The sequence below is a fragment of the Methylobacterium tarhaniae genome (genome assembly GCF_001043955.1).
In the GTDB taxonomy this organism is placed as follows: Bacteria; Pseudomonadota; Alphaproteobacteria; order Rhizobiales; family Beijerinckiaceae; genus Methylobacterium; species Methylobacterium tarhaniae.
Genome location: NZ_LABZ01000061.1, coordinates 1 through 19,979 on the forward strand (window position 1 = coordinate 1; position 19,979 = coordinate 19,979).

Genomic DNA, 19,979 nt, shown 5'->3' on the forward strand with positions numbered 1-19,979 from the left:
CGAAAACTTTTCCTTGGCCATCGCCAAACTCCGTCGATCGAATGCTTGCGAGATAGTTTTGAATGATGCCCGCCGTGGCGGGCACCGAAGCTGCGAGCAGGCCTGAGGTCAGGCCGGGCTCATCAGGCGTACTTGGCAACCACCTTCTCGGCCTCGCCGCGCGGGACCTCTTCGTAGTGGTCGAACTGCATCGTGAAGTTCGCGCGACCCTGGGTGAAGGAGCGCAGCTGGTTCACGTAGCCGAACATGTTGGCGAGCGGCACCATGGCGTTGATGACGTTCGCGTTGCCGCGCATGTCCTGGCCCTGGATCTGGCCGCGCCGGGAGTTCAGGTCGCCGATGACCGAACCGGTGTAATCCTCCGGGGTCACGACCTCGACCTTCATCACCGGCTCGAGCAGGACCGAGCCGCCCTTCTGCAGGGCCTCGCGGAGCGCCGCCCGCGAGGCGATCTCGAAGGCCAGCGCCGAGGAGTCGACCTCGTGGTAGGCGCCGTCGATCAGCTCCACCTTGATGTCGACCACCGGGAAGCCCGCCAGGATACCGGCGGTCAGCACGCTGTTGAGACCCTTCTCGACGCCCGGGATGTACTCCTTCGGCACCGAGCCACCGACGATCTTCGACTCGAACGCGTAACCGGCACCCGGCTCGTTCGGCTCGACCACGAACTTCACCCGCGCGAACTGGCCGGTACCACCGGTCTGCTTCTTGTGGGTGTAGTCGATCTCGGTACGCTTGGTCAGCTTCTCCCGGTACGCGACCTGCGGCTGGCCGATATTCGCTTCGACCTTGTAGGTGCGCTTCAGGATGTCGACCTTGATGTCGAGGTGGAGCTCGCCCATCCCCTTCAGGATGGTCTGGCCCGACTCCTGGTCCGTGGAGACCCGGAAGGACGGATCCTCGGCGGCGAGCTTCGAGAGAGCGATGCCGAGCTTCTCCTGGTCCGCCTTGGACTTGGGCTCGACGGCGATCTCGATGACCGGCTCCGGGAACTCCATCTTCTCGAGGATCACGGCCTTGTTCGGGTCGCACAGCGTGTCGCCGGTGCGGGTGTCCTTGAGACCCGCGAGCGCCACGATGTCACCGGCGAACGCCTCCTTGATGTCCTCGCGGTTGTTCGCGTGCATCAGGAGCATGCGGCCGACCCGCTCCTTCTTGTCGCGGGTCGAGTTGATGACGTTCGCGCCCGACTCGACCTTGCCGGAATACACGCGGCAGAAGGTGATCGTGCCGACGTGGGGATCGTCCATGATCTTGAAGGCGAGCATGGAGAAGGGATCGGTGTCGGTCGGACGGCGGACGACCTCTTCCTCGGTCTTGAAGTCGATGCCCTTGATCTCGCCGCGATCGGCGGGAGACGGCAGGTAGTCGACGACGGCGTCGAGCAGGGGCTGCACGCCCTTGTTCTTGAACGCCGAACCGCACAGCACCGGGTGGAAGGCGCGGCGCTGCACCGCCGTCCGCACCAGCTTGCGCATGGTGTCCTCGTCGGGCTCGGCACCCTCGAGGTAGGCCGTCATCGCGTCGTCGTCCATCTCGACGCAGGCCTCGACCAGCTTGGTGCGGTACTCCGCAGCCTGGTCGGCGAGGTCGGCCGGGATTTCCTCCTCGGCGTAGTTGGCGCCGAGCGCCTCACCCGACCACACGATCGCCTTCATCTTGATCAGGTCGATGACGCCCTTGAAGGAGCTCTCGGCGCCGATCGGCAGCTGGAGGCAGACCGGCTTGCCGGCCACGCGGTCGATGATGTCGGCGACGCACTTGAAGAAGTCGGCGCCGATCTTGTCCATCTTGTTGACGAACACGACGCGCGGCACGTCGTACTTGTCGGCCTGACGCCACACGGTCTCGGTCTGCGGCTCGACGCCCTGGTTGCCGTCGAGCACGCAGACGGCGCCGTCGAGCACGCGGAGCGAGCGCTCCACTTCGATGGTGAAGTCGACGTGGCCGGGGGTGTCGATGATGTTCAGGCGCTTGTCGCGCCAGAAGCAGGTCGTCGCAGCCGAGGTGATCGTGATGCCACGCTCCTGCTCCTGCTCCATCCAGTCCATGGTGGCGGCGCCCTCGTGGACCTCGCCGATCTTGTGGGACTTGCCGGTGTAGTAGAGGATCCGCTCGGTCGTCGTGGTCTTGCCGGCATCGATGTGGGCCATGATGCCGAAGTTGCGGTAGTCCTCGATCGCGTGCGTGCGGGGCATCGGGGGGCTCCTGAAGAAGGGGGCCGCCGCACCAGGAGGGCGGCGGCGAGGCAGCGTTTACCAGCGATAGTGCGAGAACGCGCGGTTGGCCTCGGCCATCCGGTGGGTGTCCTCGCGCTTCTTCACGGCGTTGCCGCGGTTGTTGGCGGCGTCGAGCAGCTCGGCCGAGAGGCGCTCGACCATGGTGCGGTCGTTGCGCGAGCGGGCGGCCTGGATCAGCCAGCGGATCGCCAGCGCCTGGCGGCGCTCGGTGCGGACCTCGACCGGGACCTGGTAGGTCGCGCCGCCGACGCGGCGGGAGCGGACCTCGATCGCCGGGGCGACGTTGTCGAGCGCGGCGCGGAACACCTCGATCGGGTTGGCCTTCGCGCGGGCCTCGATGATGTCGAACGCGCCGTAGACGATGCTCTCGGCGACCGACTTCTTGCCCTCGTACATCACCGAGTTCATGAACTTGGTGAGGACGACGTCGCCGTACTTGGCGTCCGGGATGATCTCGCGCTTCTCGGCGCTGTGGCGGCGGGACATCGCTCGCTCCGTTCGTTAAGCTCTAAAAATCAACTGTTGTGTCCCACGCAGGCCGCCTGAAGCCACTCGGGCCGGCGACATCCTTGCGGGACAGGCGATAGGTACCGGTCCGCGTCTCGACTTACTTCGGACGCTTGGCGCCGTACTTCGAGCGACGCTGCTTGCGGTTCTTGACGCCCTGGGTATCGAGCACGCCACGCAGAATGTGGTAGCGCACGCCCGGAAGATCCTTCACGCGGCCGCCGCGGATCATCACCACGGAGTGCTCCTGAAGGTTGTGACCCTCGCCCGGGATGTAGCCGATGACCTCGAAGCCGTTGGTCAGGCGCACCTTGGCGACCTTACGAAGCGCCGAGTTCGGCTTCTTCGGGGTCGTGGTGTAGACGCGGGTGCAGACGCCGCGCTTCTGCGGGCAGGCATCGAGAGCCGGCACCTTGTTGCGGGCCTTCTGCGCCTTCCGCGGATTGGCGATCAGCTGGTTGATCGTCGGCATGCCATTCCTCTCGCAACGTATCGCCGTCCTGGCGATCGTCGTTTCCCAAAATCTCGTCTGAACGACCGTCGCTTCGGTGAGAAGCGCAACGCAAATCGCGCCCCAGGCTGAAACCAGCCTTTGGCGCGCCATGCGAGCAGAGGACCACCGGAGGACAAGCCCCAGCGATCATGCCGGTCTGACACGTGTCAGTCGGTTGAAGTTCGGTCGCGTTTAGGAGACTTGGATCGAGGCACGAGGGGCACGTCGATCAGCTGTCGCCTACGGCCAGCCGTTCAGTAGGAGGGGCTATTACGGGCTGAGCGCCGGGCCGTCAAGCGGAAACTTTCCCTTAAAGCTTGGCTGCTTACGCGAAAAGGCCGGCGTCCCGCGAGGGAGCGCCGGCCTTTTCTCACGGGTCCGGCGGGCTCGGATGCCCGCCGGTCTCGAAGTCCCCTGCCCTACTCGGCGGCGGGGAGCTGCTCGGCCACGGCCGCGCCGCTCTCGGCGGACTTCTGGGCCATGATCAGGCCGTCGCGCCGGCGCGCGATCGACTTGATGTCGGCGATCATCGCGCCGGTGCCCGCCGGGATCAGCGAGCCGACGATGACGTTTTCCTTCAGGCCCTCGAGGTTGTCGACCTTGCCGTTGACCGCCGCCTCGGTGAGGACGCGGGTGGTCTCCTGGAACGAGGCCGCCGAGATGAACGAGCGGGTCTGCAGCGAGGCCTTGGTGATGCCGAGCAGGACGGGGACGCCCTGGACCGGCTTCTTGCCCTCGGCGAGCAGCTGCTCGTTGATCTCCGCCAGCTCCATCCTGTCGATCTGGTCGCCGGTCAGGATCTCGGAATCGCCGCCGTCGGTGATCTCCACCTTCTGCAGCATCTGCCGGACGATGACCTCGATGTGCTTGTCGTTGATCGACACGCCCTGCAGCCGGTAGACCTCCTGGATCTCGTTGACGAGGTAGGCGGCGAGCTCCTCCACGCCCTTGATCGCCAGGATGTCGTGCGGCGCCGGGTTGCCGTCGACGATGAAGTCGCCGAGCTCGACCACGTCGCCGTCCTGCAGGTGGATGTGCTTGCCCTTCGGGATCAGGTACTCCACCGGCTCGGAGCCGTCATGCGGCGTCAGGCTCAGGCGGCGCTTGTTCTTGTAGTCGCGCCCGAACGAGATCGTGCCGGACTTCTCGGCGATGATCGCCGCGTCCTTCGGCCGGCGCGCCTCGAACAGCTCCGCCACCCGCGGCAGACCGCCGGTGATGTCGCGGGTCTTGGCGCTCTCGGTCGAGACGCGGGCGAGGATGTCGCCGGCCTTGACCCGGGTGCCCGGATCGACGCCGATGATCGCCTCGACCGGCAGGAGCGAGCGCGCGTCCGAGCCGCGCGGCAGCTTCTGCACCCGGCCGTTCTGGTCGTGGACCGCGATCGCCGGACGCAGGTCCGCCGTCCGCGCCGAACCGCGCCAGTCGATGACGACGCGCTTGGCGATGCCCGTCGACTCGTCGGTCGTCTCGGTGATCGACTGGCCGTCGATCAGATCCTCGTATGCCACGATGCCGTCGATCTCGGTCAGGATCGGCCGGGTGTAGGGATCCCACTCGGCGATCCGCTGGCCGCGCTTGATCGCGTCGCCCTCGTCCACGCGGACGCGGGCGCCGTATTGCAGGCGGTGGACCGCCCGCTCGGCGCCGTCCGGCCCGACGATCACCACCGCCACGTTGCGGCCTGTGGCGATCAGGTCGCCGTCCGAGTTCCGGGCGAGGCCGCGGTTGCGGATCCGCACCGTGCCCTCGAAGCTCGACTCGATGAAGGACGAGTCGGCGATCTGGGCCGCGCCGCCGATGTGGAAGGTGCGCATCGTGAGCTGGGTGCCCGGCTCGCCGATCGACTGCGCCGCGATGACGCCGACGGCCTCGCCCATGTTGACGGGCGTGCCACGGGCGAGGTCGCGCCCGTAGCAGGTGGCGCAGACGCCGTTCCGGGTCGCGCAGACCAGGACCGAGCGGATCTTCACCTCCTGGATGCCGGCCTTGGTGATCGCATCGAGGTGCTTCTCCTCGATGGTTTCGCCCTTGGCGACGATGATCGAGCCGTCATTGGCGACCAGGTCCTCGGCCGTGGCGCGGCCGAGGATGCGGGTCGCCAGCGAGGCCACGACCTGGCCGGCATCGATGATCGCGCGCATCCGGATGCCGCTCTCGGTGCCGCAATCGGTTTCGCGGATCACCGCGTCCTGCGCCACGTCGACGAGGCGGCGGGTCAGGTAACCGGAATTGGCGGTCTTGAGCGCGGTGTCGGCGAGGCCCTTGCGGGCGCCGTGCGTCGAGTTGAAGTACTCGAGCACGTCCAGGCCTTCCTTGAAGTTCGAGATGATCGGGGTCTCGATGATCTCGCCCGAGGGCTTGGCCATCAGACCGCGCATCGCCGCGAGCTGCTTCATCTGCGCCGGCGAGCCGCGGGCGCCCGAGTGGCTCATCATGTAGATCGAGTTGACCTGCTTGTCGGCGCCGTGCTCGTCCTTCTGCACGGACGAGATGCGGTTCATCATCTCGCCGGCGAGACGGTCGGAGCACTTGGCCCAGGCGTCCACGACCTTGTTGTACTTCTCGCCCTGGGTGATCAGGCCGTCCTGGTACTGCTGCTCGTAGTCCTTCACGAGCGCGCGGGTCTCGTCGACGATGGACCACTTGTTGTCCGGCACCACCATGTCGTCCTTGCCGAACGAGATGCCGGCGCGGAAGGCGTGGATGAAGCCGAGACCCATGATCCGGTCGCAGAAGATCACCGACTCCTTCTGACCGCAATGGCGGTAGACGGTGTCGATCATCGCCGAGATCTCCTTCTTCGTCATCAGCTTGTTGACGACGTCGAAGGGAACGCGCTTGTGGCGCGGCAGCACGCTGGACAGGATCACCCGGCCCGGCGTGGTGTCGTAGATCCGGGTGACCTCGTTTCCTTCCGAATCGAGGCCCTTCCAGCGCCACTTGATCTTGGTGTGCAGCGTGACGGTGCGGGCCGCGAGCGCGTGCTCGAGCTCGCCGAAATCGCCGAACACGCCCTTCATCGGGTTCTTCGGGTCGTTGGGCTTGTGCTCACCCGGCGAGCCGTCGGCGACGATCGACAGGTAGTACAGGCCGAGCACGATGTCCTGCGACGGCACGATGATCGGCGCGCCGTTCGCCGGGTGCAGGATGTTGTTCGTCGACATCATCAGGACGCGCGCTTCCAGCTGCGCCTCGAGCGACAGCGGGACGTGCACGGCCATCTGGTCGCCGTCGAAGTCGGCGTTGAACGCGGCGCAGACCAGCGGGTGCAGCTGGATCGCCTTGCCCTCGATCAGCTTCGGCTCGAAGGCCTGGATGCCGAGGCGGTGCAGCGTCGGCGCCCGGTTCAGCATCACCGGATGCTCGCGGATCACCTCGTCCAGGATGTCCCAGACCTCCGGCTTCTCCTTCTCGACGAGCTTCTTGGCCTGCTTCACCGTGGCCGAGAAGCCCTTGGCGTCGAGGCGCGCGTAGATGAAGGGCTTGAACAGCTCAAGTGCCATCTTCTTCGGCAGCCCGCACTGATGCAGCTTCAGCTCCGGGCCGACCACGATGACCGAGCGGCCGGAATAGTCCACGCGCTTGCCGAGCAGGTTCTGGCGGAACCGGCCCTGCTTGCCCTTCAGCATGTCGGCGAGCGACTTCAGCGGACGCTTGTTGGCACCCGTGATGACGCGGCCGCGGCGGCCGTTGTCGAACAGCGCGTCGACCGCCTCCTGCAGCATCCGCTTCTCGTTGCGGATGATGATGTCCGGCGCGCGCAGCTCGATCAGCCGCTTGAGGCGGTTGTTGCGGTTGATGACGCGGCGGTAGAGGTCGTTGAGGTCCGAGGTCGCGAAGCGGCCGCCGTCCAGCGGGACCAGCGGGCGCAGGTCCGGCGGGATCACCGGGACGACGGTCAGGATCATCCACTCGGGACGGTTGCCCGAGAGCTGGAACGCCTCGATGATCTTGAGGCGCTTGAGCAGCTTCTTGGGCTTCAGCTCGGAGGTGGTGGTGGCGATCTCCTCGCGCAGGTCGGCCGCGATCTTGTCGAGGTCGAGCTCCTGCAGGATGCGCCGGATCGCCTCCGCGCCGATCATGGCGGTGAAGGAGTCTTCGCCGTATTCTTCCTGAGCGCGCAGGTACTCCTCCTCCGAGAGGAGCTGACGCTCCTTCAGTGGGGTGAGGCCCGGCTCGATGACGACGTAGGACTCGAAGTACAGGATGCGCTCGAGATCCTTGAGCGCCATGTCGAGCAGCAGGCCGATGCGGCTCGGCAGCGACTTCAGGAACCAGATATGGGCGACGGGCGCGGCGAGCTCGATATGGCCCATGCGATCGCGACGGACGCGCGCGAGGGTGACCTCGACGCCGCACTTCTCGCAGATCACGCCCTTGTACTTCATGCGCTTGTACTTACCGCACAAGCACTCGTAATCCTTGATCGGCCCGAAGATCCGGGCGCAGAACAGGCCGTCACGCTCGGGCTTGAACGTGCGATAGTTGATGGTCTCGGGCTTCTTGATCTCGCCGTAGGACCAGGACAGGATCTTCTCAGGCGACGAGATCGAGATCTTGATCTGGTCGAAGCTCTGAGGCTGAGCCTGCTGGTTGAAAAGATTCATGACCTCTTGGTTCATGATCTGCTCCTTGGCTGACGGGGCGCCGCGAAGGGCCGGGCGAAGGGCCAAGTCAGCGGCCACCGTCTGAGGGAAACGGGTTTCGGCGGCCGGGGCCCTCGCTGTGAGGGCCCCGCCGCCGTTGTCAGGATGGGGTCGGGACGAGCTTACTCGGCCGCCTCGGGGGGCGCCTCGAGCTGGTCGTTGGCGGCGCGCTTGGAGGACAGCAACTCGACGTTGAGGCCGAGCGACCGCATCTCCTTCACCAGCACGTTGAAGCTCTCCGGGATGCCCGCCTCGAAGGTGTCGTCGCCGCGCACGATGGCCTCGTAGACCTTGGTGCGGCCGGCGACGTCGTCGGACTTCACCGTCAGCATCTCCTGCAGCGTGTAGGCGGCACCGTAGGCCTCGAGGGCCCACACCTCCATCTCGCCGAAGCGCTGGCCGCCGAACTGCGCCTTGCCGCCCAGGGGCTGCTGGGTGACGAGCGAGTACGGACCGATCGAGCGCGCGTGGATCTTGTCGTCCACCAGGTGGTGCAGCTTCAGCATGTAGATGTAGCCGACCGTGACCTTGCGGTCGAAGGGCTCGCCGGTGCGCCCGTCATAGAGCGTCGACTGGCCCGAGCGGTCGAGACCCGCCATCTCCAGCATCGTCTCGATGTCGGCTTCCTTGGCGCCGTTGAACACCGGGGTGGCCATCGGGACGCCGCGGCGCAGATTGTTGCCGACCTCGGCGAGATCCTGGTCGGTCAGGCCGGCCAGCTCGGTCTCGCTGTAGATCGCCTTCATCCGCTCGCGCAGGGGCTCGATGTCGTGGGTGCGCAAGTAAGCGTCCACGGCCTGCGAGACCTGCCGGCCGAGGCCGGCGGCGGCCCAGCCCAGATGCGTCTCGAGGATCTGGCCGACATTCATCCGGCTCGGCACGCCGAGCGGGTTGAGCACGATGTCGGCATGGGTGCCGTCCTCCAGGAACGGCATGTCCTCGATCGGCACGATGCGCGACACGACGCCCTTGTTGCCGTGCCGGCCCGCCATCTTGTCGCCGGGCTGGATCTTGCGCTTCACCGCCACGAAGACCTTGACCATCTTCATGACGCCCGGGGGCAGTTCGTCGCCGCGCTGCAGCTTCTCGACCTTGTCGAGGAAGCGCTGCTCGAGGCGCTTCTTCGACTCGTCGTACTGCTTCTGCATCGCCTCCATCTCGGTCATGAGACGGTCGTCGACGACGGCGAATTGCCACCACTGCGAGCGGGGATAATCCGCCAGCAGCTCGCGGGTCAGCAGGGTCTCCTTCTTGAAGCCCTTCGGGCCCGCGACCGGCGACTGGCCGACCAGGAGGTCGCCCAGACGCGCATAGGTGTTGCGGTCGAGGATCGCCTGCTCGTCGTCGCGGTCCTTGGCGAGACGCTCGATCTCCTCGCGCTCGATGGCTTGCGCGCGCTCGTCCTTGTCGACGCCGTGGCGGTTGAACACCCGGACCTCGACGATCGTGCCGGTGACGCCCGGCGGCACCCGCAAGCTGGTGTCGCGCACGTCCGAGGCCTTCTCGCCGAAGATGGCGCGCAGGAGCTTCTCCTCCGGCGTCATCGGGCTCTCGCCCTTCGGGGTGATCTTGCCGACCAGGATGTCGCCCGCGTGGACCTCGGCGCCGATATAGACGATGCCGGCCTCGTCGAGGTTCTTGAGCGCCTCCTCCGAGACGTTCGGGATGTCGCGGGTGATCTCCTCCGGCCCGAGCTTGGTGTCGCGGGCCATCACCTCGAATTCCTCGATGTGGATCGAGGTGAACACGTCATCCTTCACGATCCGCTCGGAGAGCAGGATCGAGTCCTCGAAGTTGTAGCCGTTCCACGGCATGAACGCGACGAGCACGTTGCGGCCGAGCGCCAGCTCGCCGAACTCGGTCGAGGGACCGTCGGCGATGATGTCGCCCTTCTTCACCACGTCGCCGACGCGCACGAGCGGCTTCTGGGTGATGCAGGTCGACTGGTTCGAGCGCTGGAACTTCTGCAGCCGGTAGATGTCGACGCCGGGCTTGGAGGCGTCGGCCTCGTCGGTGGCGCGGATGACGATACGGGTGGCGTCGACCTGGTCGACGATGCCCGCGCGCCGGGCGCCGATGGCGGCGCCGGAATCGCGCGCGACCACCGCCTCCATGCCGGTGCCGACGAAGGGCGCGTCGGCGCGGACCAGCGGCACCGCCTGGCGCTGCATGTTCGAGCCCATCAGCGCGCGGTTGGCGTCGTCGTTCTCGAGGAACGGGATCAGCGCCGCGGCGACCGAGACCAGCTGCTTCGGCGACACGTCCATCAGGTCGACGCGCTCGGGCCCGACGACGATCACCTCGCCCGCCCGCCGGCAGACCACCAGGTCTTCGGTGAGCTTGCGGTTCTCGTCCATCACCGCGTTGGCCTGGGCGACGTAGTACTTCGCCTCCTCCATCGCCGACAGGTAGGCGACCTCGTCCGTGACCACGCCGTCGCGCACGCGGCGGAACGGGGTCTCGATGAAGCCGTACTTGTTCACCCGGGCGAAGGTGGCGAGCGAGTTGATCAGGCCGATATTCGGGCCTTCCGGCGTCTCGATCGGGCAGATCCGGCCGTAATGGGTCGGGTGCACGTCGCGCACCTCGAAGCCGGCGCGCTCGCGGGTCAGGCCGCCCGGGCCGAGGGCCGAGAGGCGGCGCTTGTGCGTCACCTCGGAGAGCGGGTTGGTCTGGTCCATGAACTGCGACAGCTGCGACGAGCCGAAGAACTCGCGCACCGCGGCCGCCGCGGGCTTCGCGTTGATCAGGTCCTGCGGCATCACGGTGTCGATGTCGACGGACGACATCCGCTCCTTGATGGCGCGCTCCATGCGCAGGAGGCCCAGCCGGTACTGGTTCTCCATCAGCTCGCCGACCGAGCGCACCCGGCGGTTGCCGAGATGGTCGATGTCGTCGATCTCGCCCTTGCCGTCGCGCAGGTCCACCAGCGCCTTGACGACCGCCAGCATGTCCTCCTTGCGCAGGGTGCGCACGGTGTCGGCGGCGTCGAGGTCGAGACGCATGTTCATCTTCACGCGGCCGACGGCCGAGAGGTCGTAGCGCTCCGCGTCGAAGAACAGCGAATGGAACATCGCCTCGGCGGTCTCGAGGGTCGGCGGCTCGCCCGGGCGCATCACCCGGTAGATGTCGAACAGCGCGCCTTCGCGGGCCGAGTTCTTGTCGACCGCCAGGGTGTTGCGGATGTACGGGCCGACGTTGACGTGGTCGATGTCGAGGACGGGGATCTCCTCTATGCCGACATCGGTCAGGCCCTTGAGGACCTTCTCGCTGATCTCGTCGCCGGCCTCGGCGTAGATCTCGCCGGTCTTGTAGTTGACCATGTCCTCGGCGATGTACTGGCCGATCAGGTCGTCGTCCGTGGCGCGCAGGGCCTTCACGCCCTTCTCGGCGATCTGGCGGGCGGCGCGGGCGGTCAGCTTCTTGCCGGCCTCGAGCACCACCTCGCCCGAATCGGCGTCGATCAGGTCCGTGGAGGCCTTGAAGCCCTTCAGCCGCTCGGCGTCGTAAGGCACGCGCCAGTCGCGCCCGTCACGCACATAGGTGACGCGGTTGTAGAAGGTCGAGAGGATCTCCTCGCCGTCGAGGCCGAGGGCGAAGAGCAGCGAGGTGACGGGGATCTTGCGCTTGCGGTCGATGCGCGCATGCACGATGTCCTTGGCGTCGAACTCGACGTCGAGCCAGGAGCCGCGATAGGGGATGATGCGCGCGGCGAACAGGAGCTTGCCCGAGGAGTGGGTCTTGCCCTTGTCGTGGTCGAAGAACACGCCCGGCGAGCGGTGCATCTGCGAGACGATGACGCGCTCGGTGCCGTTGACGATGAAGGTGCCGTTCTCCGTCATCAGGGGCATGTCGCCCATGTAGACGTCCTGCTCCTTGATGTCCTTGACCGACTTGGCGCCGGTATCGGGATCGACATCGAACACGATCAGCCGTAGGGTCACCTTCAGCGGCGCGGCGAAAGTGATGCCGCGCTGACGGCACTCGTCGACGTCGTATTTCGGCTGCTCGAAGGTGTACTTGACGAACTCGAGGAGCGCGGTCGAGGAGAAGTCGGAGATCGGGAAAACGGACTTGAAGACCGATTGCAGGCCCTCGTCGGCACGGCCACCTTCGGGCTCGTCCACCATCAAGAACTGGTCGTAGGACGCCTTCTGGACCTCGATGAGGTTCGGCATCTCGGCGACTTCCCGAATCTTGCCGAAGAACTTGCGAATGCGCTTGCGACCGACCAGCGTGTTGGCCATGGGTTGACCTCGCTCCTCATCCACCGCTTATACGGCCCCGGTGGGACGCTGGCCGAATCGAGCCCGCATCAGACCTGCCGTGACCGCGCGGGCCGCCCGTGCACCGGCCGCCCGCGATCCTCGAAACATATGGGGATCCTTGCCCTGGATCCCGAGGGGGTGCGCCGAAGCGACCTTAGCCCGCGGGCGCGAGGCCCGCGGGCTGGTGGCCCCGACCGGCCAGGAGGCCGTCCGGGGCGCGCGGCGGGCCGGGAGGCCCGCCATCGTCTTACTTGAGCTCGACCTTGGCGCCGGCCTTCTCGAGCTGGGCCTTGAGCTTGGCGGCATCGTCCTTGGACACGCCCTCCTTGACCGGCTTCGGAGCGCCCTCGACCAGGTCCTTGGCCTCCTTGAGGCCGAGGCCGGTGATCGCGCGGACCTCCTTGATGACCTCGATCTTCTTGTCGCCGGCCGAGGCGAGCACGACCGTGAACTCGGTCTGCTCCTCGGCGGCCGGGGCGGCGGCGCCAGCGGCCGGGCCAGCGGCGACGGCGACGGCGGCAGCCGCCGAGACGCCCCACTTCTCCTCGAGCAGCTTCGCGAGCTCAGCGGCCTCGAGAACGGTCAGCGAGGACAGGTCGTCGACGAGCTTGGCAAGATCAGCCATTTTTCACTTCCTGATGTTGTCGGTTTGAACGGTAGGGTCTCGAACAGCCCGTTAGGCCGCTTCGTCGGTCTGGTCGTCGCCGGTCTTGGCATAGGCCCCGAACACGCGCGCGAGCTTGGCGGCCGGCGCGTTGACGACCTGAGCGATCTTGGTCGCGGGAGCCTGGACAAGGCCCACGAGCTTGGCGCGCAGCTCATCGAGGGACGGCAGCGAGGCCAGGGCCTTCACGCCGTCCGGGTTCAGGGCGGTCGTCCCCATGGCTCCGCCGAGGATGACCAGCTTCTCGTTGGCCTTGGCGAAGTCCACCGCCACCTTCGCGGCCGCGACCGGATCGCTCGAATAGGCGAGCAGGGTCGGGCCCTTCAGGAGGGGCTGGATGGAGGCGACGTCCGTGCCTTCGAGAGCGATATTGGCGAGGCGGTTCTTCGCGACCTTCACGGTGGCGCCGGCCTGCTTCATCTGCGAGCGCAGCTTCTGCATGTCGGCGACCGTGAGGCCCTTGTAGTGGGCCACGACGACGACGGAGGTGTTGGCGAACACCCCGTTGAGCGTCGCGACGAGATCAGCTTTTGCTGCTCTGTCCACTTTGGCTCTCTCCGGTTGGCGGAACCCGGATGGGCCCCGCCGGTTGCAGTTGCCGCCCAGGATGAGCCGGGGCCTTCACGGGAAGACCGCGACGTCCTGAACGACGCTTCACGGCCCTGCCCCCGATGCCAAGGACCTGACGGCCCCTCGCCTCGGGTGAGATGGTTCAAACCGACGCCCCGGCGGCCTCGGGGAGGCCTTGGGGCGGTGAAACTCGGTCTTCCCCGTCTGTGCAGGCTGGCGGTTTAAGCCGGCGGATGCCGGCGCCTGCAGTCTCGGACAGGACATGGCCGGACGGGGCGCAAGGGGTTGCCCCCTGAACCCTTCCGGCCACTTCGGTCACCCAGTCGCCCGGGGACCTCTCTCAAGGACCAGCCGGTCGGCCGCATCCTTTCGATCTCGGAAACGTGGAGCCGGGTCTATAGCGGCGTGCAAGCGGCCTGCCAAGAGCCCGGCACCAGGAAATTCGGTCGCAGGGCCGGATTTTCCGTCAGAGCCTCCCGGTCACGCCGCCTGCTGGGCCCCTGCCCTCGCGGCGGCCTCCGCCTTCGCCTTGTCCTGGGCGGCGTAGAACGAGGCATTGTGCTCGCCGCGCAGCGCCTCGCGGGTGAAGCGGATCAGGTGGTGGGCGACGAAGCCCATGTTGAACACCGCCTCGATCTGCCCGCGCCTGAGGGCGTAGCCGGCGGCGCGCCAGAACGGCCGGCGGTAATCCGAGAACAGGCCGACCCGGGTGAGGATGTTGAAGCCGAGGATGAGCCCGCGGCGCAGGTTGGTCAGCGTCAGCTTGCCGGCGGTCGGCGTGGTGATCCGGTGCGGATAGGTGACGTCGCACTGGCGCTTGAAGCGCTCGAACAGCTGCTCGGGCGAGTAGGCATGCGCGATGGCCCGGCGCCAGGACCGCACCACGTCGTCGTGCGGGCGCTTGAACAGCACGTTCGATTCGAGGCTGGCGTCGTGGACGAGGCGCCCCTCCCGCTCGAGCCGGTCCCAGAGCGGGGTCTTGGGCAGGGCCTGGAGCAGGTTGATGGTGAGGACCGGGATCCCCGACTTGTCGATGAAGTCGATCAGGTTCTGCTCGGAGCGGTCGGTATCGGTGTCGAGGCCCAGGATGATGCCCGAGGTGACCTCCAGCCCGTACGAATTCAGGGTCTCGATCGCCTCGTACATCGGCACGGCGGCGTTGTGGGTCTTGTCGATGCCCTTGAGCGCCTCGGCCTCCGGGGTCTCGATGCCGACGAACACGGTCATGAAGTTGGCCTGGCGCATCAGCTCGAGGATCTCGGGCTGCTTGGCCATGTTCAGCGTCGCCTCGCAGGCGAATTGGAGCGGAAAGTTGTTCCGCTTCTGCCACTCCACGAGGTGGGGCAGCATCTCGCGGGTCGCCTTGCGGTTGCCGATGAAGTTGTCGTCGACGAAGTAGACCACCGCGGGATGGGCCGGCTGGGCGACGATGGCGTCGAGCTCGGCACAGAGCTGCTCGGGGGTCTTGAGCCGCGGCTGGCGGCCGTAGAGCTGCGGGATATCGCAGAACTCGCAGCGATAGGGGCAGCCGGAGGAGAATTGCAGCGAGCCGATGAGGTAGCGCTTCAGCGGCACCCGCTCGTAGGCCGGGGCCGGGAAGTCGGAGAGGCCGAGCCGGTCCTTGGTCTCGAACCGCTCCGGCTCGGATGGCACCGCGACCGTCTCGTCGAGGCGCCGGATCAGCGCGTCGGTGGCGTCGCCGATCTCGCCGAGATGGAGGTAGTCGAAGTCCGGGTACTTCTCCGGCGCGCCGGAGACCGAGGGGCCTCCCAGGACCGCGACCTTGCCGGCGGCATGCGCCCGCCGGCCGATCTCGTGGATCTGGCCCTCCTGGATGTGCATCCCCGACACGAACACCGCGTCGGCCCAGGCGAAGTCCTCGGGGCTGGCCCGAGCGATGTTCTCGTCGATGAAACGCACCTCCCATGCCTCAGGCATGTAGGCGGCGATCACCAGGAGCCCTTGCGGCGGCATGAAGGCCTTCACGCCGCCCATCAGCGGATAGGCGTGCGAGAAGGTGCCGAAGGACGGCGTGTAGGCGGGGAAGACGCAGAGGATGCGTCGCGAGGAGGAGACCGGGACGGTGCTGCGCATGACGCCATATCTAGCACAGCGTCGCCGGAAGGCTGCCCCGCCGGGCCAGGTTTTCGCCGCGCTGCGGGACGCTACCGAAAGCCACGGGACCGCCGCGTCAGGAGCCGTCCTTCGCCGAAATGCGAAACGCCCGGTCCGTGGCCGGACCGGGCGCCTCATTGCGTCATCGTGACAGTCGCGTCGGCGTCAGGCGCCGGCGGCGACCAGCACGCTCGACGGATCGACCTTCACGCCCGGGCCCATCGTCGAGGAGACGGCGATGCGCTGGATGTAGGTGCCCTTGGCGCCGGCGGGCTTCGCCTTGGCGACGGCGTCGGCGAAGGCGCGGATGTTCTCGACGATCTTCTGCTCGTCGAACGAGACCTTGCCGATGCCGGCGTGGACGATGCCCGCCTTCTCGACGCGGAACTCGACCGAGCCGCCCTTGGCGCCGGCGACGGCGCCCTTCACGTCCATGGTGACGGTGCCGACCTTCGGGTTCGGCATCAGGCCGCGCGGGCCCAGCACCTTACCGAGGCGGCCGACCAGCGGCATCATGTCCGGAGTGGCGATGCAGCGATCGAAGTCGATCGTGCCGCCCTGGATCGTCTCGAGCAGGTCCTCGGCGCCGACGATGTCGGCACCGGCAGCCCGCGCCTCGTCGGCCTTCGGGCCGCGGGCGAACACCGCCACCCGCACGGTCCGGCCGGAGCCGTTCGGCAGGTTGCAGACGCCGCGGACCATCTGGTCGGCGTGGCGGGGGTCGACGCCGAGATTCATCGAGACCTCGAAGGTCTCGTCGAACTTGGCGGTGGACCGCTCCTTGATCAGCTTCACCGCGTCGGCGAGCGGATAGAGCTTGGTGACCTCGATGCCCTCGCGGGCGGAGCGGATGCGCTTGCCTGTCTTTGCCATGTCGCCCTCCCCTTACGCGGTGATCTCGAGACCCATGGCGCGGGCGGAGCCGCGGATCATGGCGACGGCGGAATCGACCGAATCGCAGTTCAGGTCGGGCATCTTCTTCTCGGCGATCTCGCGGATCTGCGCCTCGGAGACCTTGCCGGCGGGCGCGCCCTTGCCGGGGGTCTTCGAGCCGGAGGCCGGCTTCTTGCCGATCTTCAGGCCGGCGGCCTTCTTCAGGAAGAAGGAGACCGGGGGCTGCTTCATCTCGAAGGTGAAGGAGCGGTCCTGATACGCGGTGATGATCACCGGGATCGGGGTGCCCTTCTCGATCTGCGCGGTCTTCGCGTTGAAGGCCTTGCAGAATTCCATGATGTTGAGGCCGCGCTGACCGAGCGCGGGGCCGATCGGCGGCGACGGGTTGGCGGCGCCGGCCGGGACCTGAAGCTTCACGTAGCCCGTGATCTTCTTCGCCATGGGACTGCTCCCAGAATAGCCCTGTCGATGGAGGGCGGTTGCAGGTCGCGGTGCGGCCCGGGCTCCCGGAGGCGTTGCCGGGCGGGCCTTCCGCGGGTGAGGGACGGATCGTTCGGGAACGAAAAAGACGAGGCGCGCTGCCGCGCCCCGTACGGTTCCCGAAACAATCCGCCGGTTACGATCAGAGCTTCTCGACCTGACCGTATTCGAGCTCGACCGGGGTCGCCCGGCCGAAGATGGAGACCGCCACCTTGAGGCGGGAGCGGCTCTCGTCGACTTCCTCGACGATGCCGTTGAAGGAGGCGAAGGGGCCGTCCGCGACGCGGACCTGCTCGCCGACCTCGTAGGCGATCGAGGCCTTCGGGCGGTCGGTGCCTTCCTGGACCTGGCCCTTGATGCGCTCGGCCTCGGCGTCCGGGATCGGCACCGGCTTCGACTTGTCGGCCCCCAGGAAGCCCGTGACCTTCGGGGTGTTCTTGATGAGGTGGTAGACCTCGTCGGTGAGGTCGCACTTCACCAGCACGTAGCCGGGGAAGAACTTGCGCTCGGCATCGACCTTGCGGCCGCGGCGCACCTCCACGACCTTCTCGGTCGGGACCATGACCTCGTCGAACTTCTCCGTCAGGCCGCGCTGCGCCGCCTGGTCCTTGATCGACTGCGCGACCTTGTTCTCGAAGTTCGAGTAGGCGTGGACGATGTACCAGCGCTTCGACACGGCGTTCACTCCAGTCCGGCGGCGGCCCCGTCGCGGGCCGGCATCTGCCGGGTCATCTCTGCTCGTTCAGGCCCCGATGCCCAGCACCAGCGTCACCGCGTAGCGCAGGACCTGGTCGACGACGGTGAAGAACACGCTCGCCACCACCACCATGACGAACACCATCAGGGTGGTGACCAGGGTCTCCTTGCGGGTCGGCCAGGTGACCTTCCGGCCCTCGTCGCGCACCTGCTGCAGGAACTCGAACGGGCCGACGCGCTTCTGCGCCGGACGCACCGGCGGCGTCGGCGGGGTGCTGCGGGAGGCGTTGCGCCCGAGGTCCATCTTCTTCGTCGCTTCGTTCGATGCCATGGCTCGGACAACCGATGCGCTCGAAACCAACGACGGCGGCGGGCTGAAGGATCACCCCCGGCCCGCATAGCCGTCTGTTCGATCTGGGATGGGCGCAGCGTCTAGCGCAGTTGCGTGCGCTTGTCGACTGGCCCGGACGGATTGTTATCGGAGATCTGCCGGTGAGGACGGAAGCTCCGGTCGGCTCGCGGTTCCTGGCAGGAGTGGAGGGACTCGAACCCCCAACCCCCGGTTTTGGAGACCGGTGCTCTGACCAGTTGAGCTACACTCCTGCAGCGCCGCGGCGCGACCGCTCTGTAGCCGGATCCTCGGCCGGGATGCAAGCGGAATGTCGCGAAAAGCGGTTGGGGTGGGACGAGCGGCCTTCCCCGCCGCGGCGTCGATGCCGCACGTTCCTTCCCGTAGCGCTCGCCCAGGCGGCGGCCTTTCCGTGCAGGCGGTCCGGCGGATCACGCCCGTTCATACCTCTCAGCCAAGCTTTAAGTGCGAAAGGACCAATATTCGAAATATTGAACTATGTTTCAAATGATGCTCAAGGCTGCATTATGATGCAGAACGGGCCCTCGATCCATGCCAAGCACGAGCGTGTCGTCTCTGCTGTCTTGGAGGGGCGTCCTGTCACCAGGCGGCAGCCGGGTGCGTATCTGGTCCGGAGATCAGTGACGAAACCGGCTGTTCGACCTTCCCGATCATAGGCGACCGTCACCGCTGCGGGCCGGGACCGCCGGACCCAGAGTTTCGGGACGTTTGGTCAACGCCGCCATCGTTATTGTCGCAGACAGGCGCAGCGTCATCGACCATAATCCGCGGGACTGGCGTCCATCAACAAGGCTGGGCGGCACTGCGTCCCGGCCGGGGTGCCAAGACTGAGGATCGCCATGCTACTCGCCCGCCGGGACATCCTGCTTGCATTCGGCGCAACACTGTTTGTCACATCCGTCAGGGCGGAAGATCCGCCTCGTATCGTCGCCGGTATCGGATGGCGCGGGTCCAAGGTGCAGATCTTCTTCAGCAACGGCACCTACACACGGTTCGATGTGGCGACGGGGAAGGTCGACGAAGGCTACCCCAAGCCGATCAATGACGAGACTTGGCCAGGCCTTGCACCCTATGCTGGCGACATCGTCGCCGCCTGCACCTGGCCGGGCGACAAGCTGCAGATCTTCCTCAAGGACGGCCGCTACATCCGCTACGACGTCGCGAAAGACCGCGCCGACCCGGGCTACCCTCGCCCCATCACGGACGAGAGCTGGCCGGGGCTCGCGCCTGATGCCAGGCAGATCGCCGCCACGCTGAACTGGCCGGGCGACAAGCTGCAGATCTTTCTCAAGGACGGCCGCTACATCCGCTACGACGTTGCGAAGGACCGCGCCGACCCCGGCTATCCGCAGCCGGTCGACGACAGCTCCTGGCCCGGCCTCGCGGCCTACAAGCGCCTGTTCGGGTGCATGGTGAATCTGGAGAACAAGAAAGCGGTCATCTTTCTCACCGATGGGCGCTTCATCGTCTACGACATCGCAGCCGATCGGATCGATCCTGGCTATCCCAAGTCGCTGTGAACCGGGACTGATGCCGCGCCAATCCGATCAGCAGATCTTCGCCAAGTTGAAGGGTCTGCTGCGAATCGCGGCGGCCCGCAACCTCCAAGACCTGTGGCACACCAGCCGGCAGGCTCTCGCCCGCTTCAAGGCCGGCGAATGCCGCACATGCCTCGCCGCACCGGCTACGAATACCGACTTGGCCGTCGCTCCATGAGCGGGCACCGCTCTAGCCGATCCGATCCAACGAAAAAGGGGCGGGCGCCGCGCGGCACCCGCCCCTTTTCCTTATGTCCGGAACCGAAGGCGGCTCCGGACCCGTTCGTCCCGACTTACTCGGTGATGGAGGCGACGACGCCGGCGCCGACGGTGCGGCCGCCCTCGCGGATGGCGAAGCGCAGCTTCTCCTCCATCGCGACCGGCACGATCAGCGTCACGTCCATCGTCACGTTGTCGCCCGGCATCACCATCTCGGTGCCCTCGGGCAGCTGGCACACCCCCGTCCCGTCCGTCGTCCGGGAGTACCACGGCGAC

General features: G+C 66.8%; 15 protein-coding genes and 1 tRNA gene. 2 read left to right on the forward strand and 14 right to left on the reverse strand.

All coding sequences use genetic code 11. From position 1 onward, the window contains the following. Positions 1-122: 122 nt before the first annotated feature. The 13 genes from fusA to VQ03_RS09945 all read right to left on the reverse strand — a co-directional run bounded on the left by fusA (position 123) and on the right by VQ03_RS09945 (position 18,179). Positions 123-2,198, reverse strand: a complete 2,076-nt coding sequence (gene fusA, locus VQ03_RS09885) for an elongation factor G (protein ID WP_048450712.1) — start codon at positions 2,196-2,198, stop codon at positions 123-125. A 57-nt stretch (positions 2,199-2,255) separates the two neighbouring features. After that, positions 2,256-2,726: a 30S ribosomal protein S7 gene (gene rpsG, locus VQ03_RS09890; protein WP_048447790.1), complete on the reverse strand. Its 471-nt coding sequence runs from the start codon at positions 2,724-2,726 to the stop codon at positions 2,256-2,258. Positions 2,727-2,847: 121 nt separating this feature from the next. Then, positions 2,848-3,219, reverse strand: a complete 372-nt coding sequence (gene rpsL, locus VQ03_RS09895; protein WP_048429408.1) for a 30S ribosomal protein S12 — start codon at positions 3,217-3,219, stop codon at positions 2,848-2,850. A 440-nt stretch (positions 3,220-3,659) separates the two neighbouring features. Next, entirely contained in the window at positions 3,660-7,865 is a 4,206-nt protein-coding gene (gene rpoC, locus VQ03_RS09900; RefSeq protein ID WP_048450713.1) for a DNA-directed RNA polymerase subunit beta', read from the reverse strand. A 146-nt stretch (positions 7,866-8,011) separates the two neighbouring features. Continuing rightward, positions 8,012-12,136, reverse strand: a complete 4,125-nt coding sequence (rpoB, locus tag VQ03_RS09905; protein ID WP_048450714.1) for a DNA-directed RNA polymerase subunit beta — start codon at positions 12,134-12,136, stop codon at positions 8,012-8,014. A 268-nt stretch (positions 12,137-12,404) separates the two neighbouring features. Beyond that, positions 12,405-12,782 carry a 50S ribosomal protein L7/L12 gene (rplL, locus tag VQ03_RS09910; RefSeq protein ID WP_048450715.1) on the reverse strand — a complete coding sequence of 126 codons (378 nt, stop codon included), beginning with the start codon at positions 12,780-12,782 and terminating at the stop codon, positions 12,405-12,407. Positions 12,783-12,833: 51 nt separating this feature from the next. After that, positions 12,834-13,367 carry a 50S ribosomal protein L10 gene (rplJ, locus tag VQ03_RS09915; RefSeq protein WP_048450716.1) on the reverse strand — a complete coding sequence of 178 codons (534 nt, stop codon included), beginning with the start codon at positions 13,365-13,367 and terminating at the stop codon, positions 12,834-12,836. Between the two features lie 504 nt (positions 13,368-13,871). Beyond that, complete coding sequence (locus tag VQ03_RS09920) at positions 13,872-15,485, reverse strand: B12-binding domain-containing radical SAM protein (protein ID WP_048450717.1); 1,614 nt, start codon at positions 15,483-15,485, stop codon at positions 13,872-13,874. 186 nt (positions 15,486-15,671) lie between these two features. Beyond that, entirely contained in the window at positions 15,672-16,379 is a 708-nt protein-coding gene (rplA, locus tag VQ03_RS09925) for a 50S ribosomal protein L1 (RefSeq protein WP_048450718.1), read from the reverse strand. A gap of 12 nt (positions 16,380-16,391) precedes the next feature. Then, complete coding sequence (rplK, locus tag VQ03_RS09930; RefSeq protein ID WP_048430287.1) at positions 16,392-16,841, reverse strand: 50S ribosomal protein L11; 450 nt, start codon at positions 16,839-16,841, stop codon at positions 16,392-16,394. A 181-nt stretch (positions 16,842-17,022) separates the two neighbouring features. Further along, complete coding sequence (gene nusG / locus VQ03_RS09935) at positions 17,023-17,556, reverse strand: transcription termination/antitermination protein NusG (protein ID WP_048450721.1); 534 nt, start codon at positions 17,554-17,556, stop codon at positions 17,023-17,025. Positions 17,557-17,622: 66 nt separating this feature from the next. Next, positions 17,623-17,907: a preprotein translocase subunit SecE gene (gene secE / locus VQ03_RS09940; RefSeq protein ID WP_048450719.1), complete on the reverse strand. Its 285-nt coding sequence runs from the start codon at positions 17,905-17,907 to the stop codon at positions 17,623-17,625. 195 nt (positions 17,908-18,102) lie between these two features. Beyond that, positions 18,103-18,179: transfer RNA gene (locus tag VQ03_RS09945), tRNA-Trp, on the reverse strand. A 606-nt stretch (positions 18,180-18,785) separates the two neighbouring features. Here VQ03_RS09945 and VQ03_RS09950 point away from each other — a divergent pair. Together VQ03_RS09950 and VQ03_RS09955 are read left to right on the forward strand one after the other, a co-directional pair. Then, complete coding sequence (locus VQ03_RS09950; protein ID WP_157064055.1) at positions 18,786-19,466, forward strand: hemopexin repeat-containing protein; 681 nt, start codon at positions 18,786-18,788, stop codon at positions 19,464-19,466. 10 nt (positions 19,467-19,476) lie between these two features. Then, positions 19,477-19,662 carry a hypothetical protein gene (locus tag VQ03_RS09955; RefSeq protein ID WP_053078487.1) on the forward strand — a complete coding sequence of 62 codons (186 nt, stop codon included), beginning with the start codon at positions 19,477-19,479 and terminating at the stop codon, positions 19,660-19,662. Between the two features lie 115 nt (positions 19,663-19,777). Here the strand turns inward: VQ03_RS09955 and VQ03_RS31765 are convergent. Beyond that, a partial coding sequence (locus VQ03_RS31765; protein WP_483428664.1) for an EF-Tu C-terminal domain-related protein occupies positions 19,778-19,979 on the reverse strand: 202 nt, incomplete at its 5' end.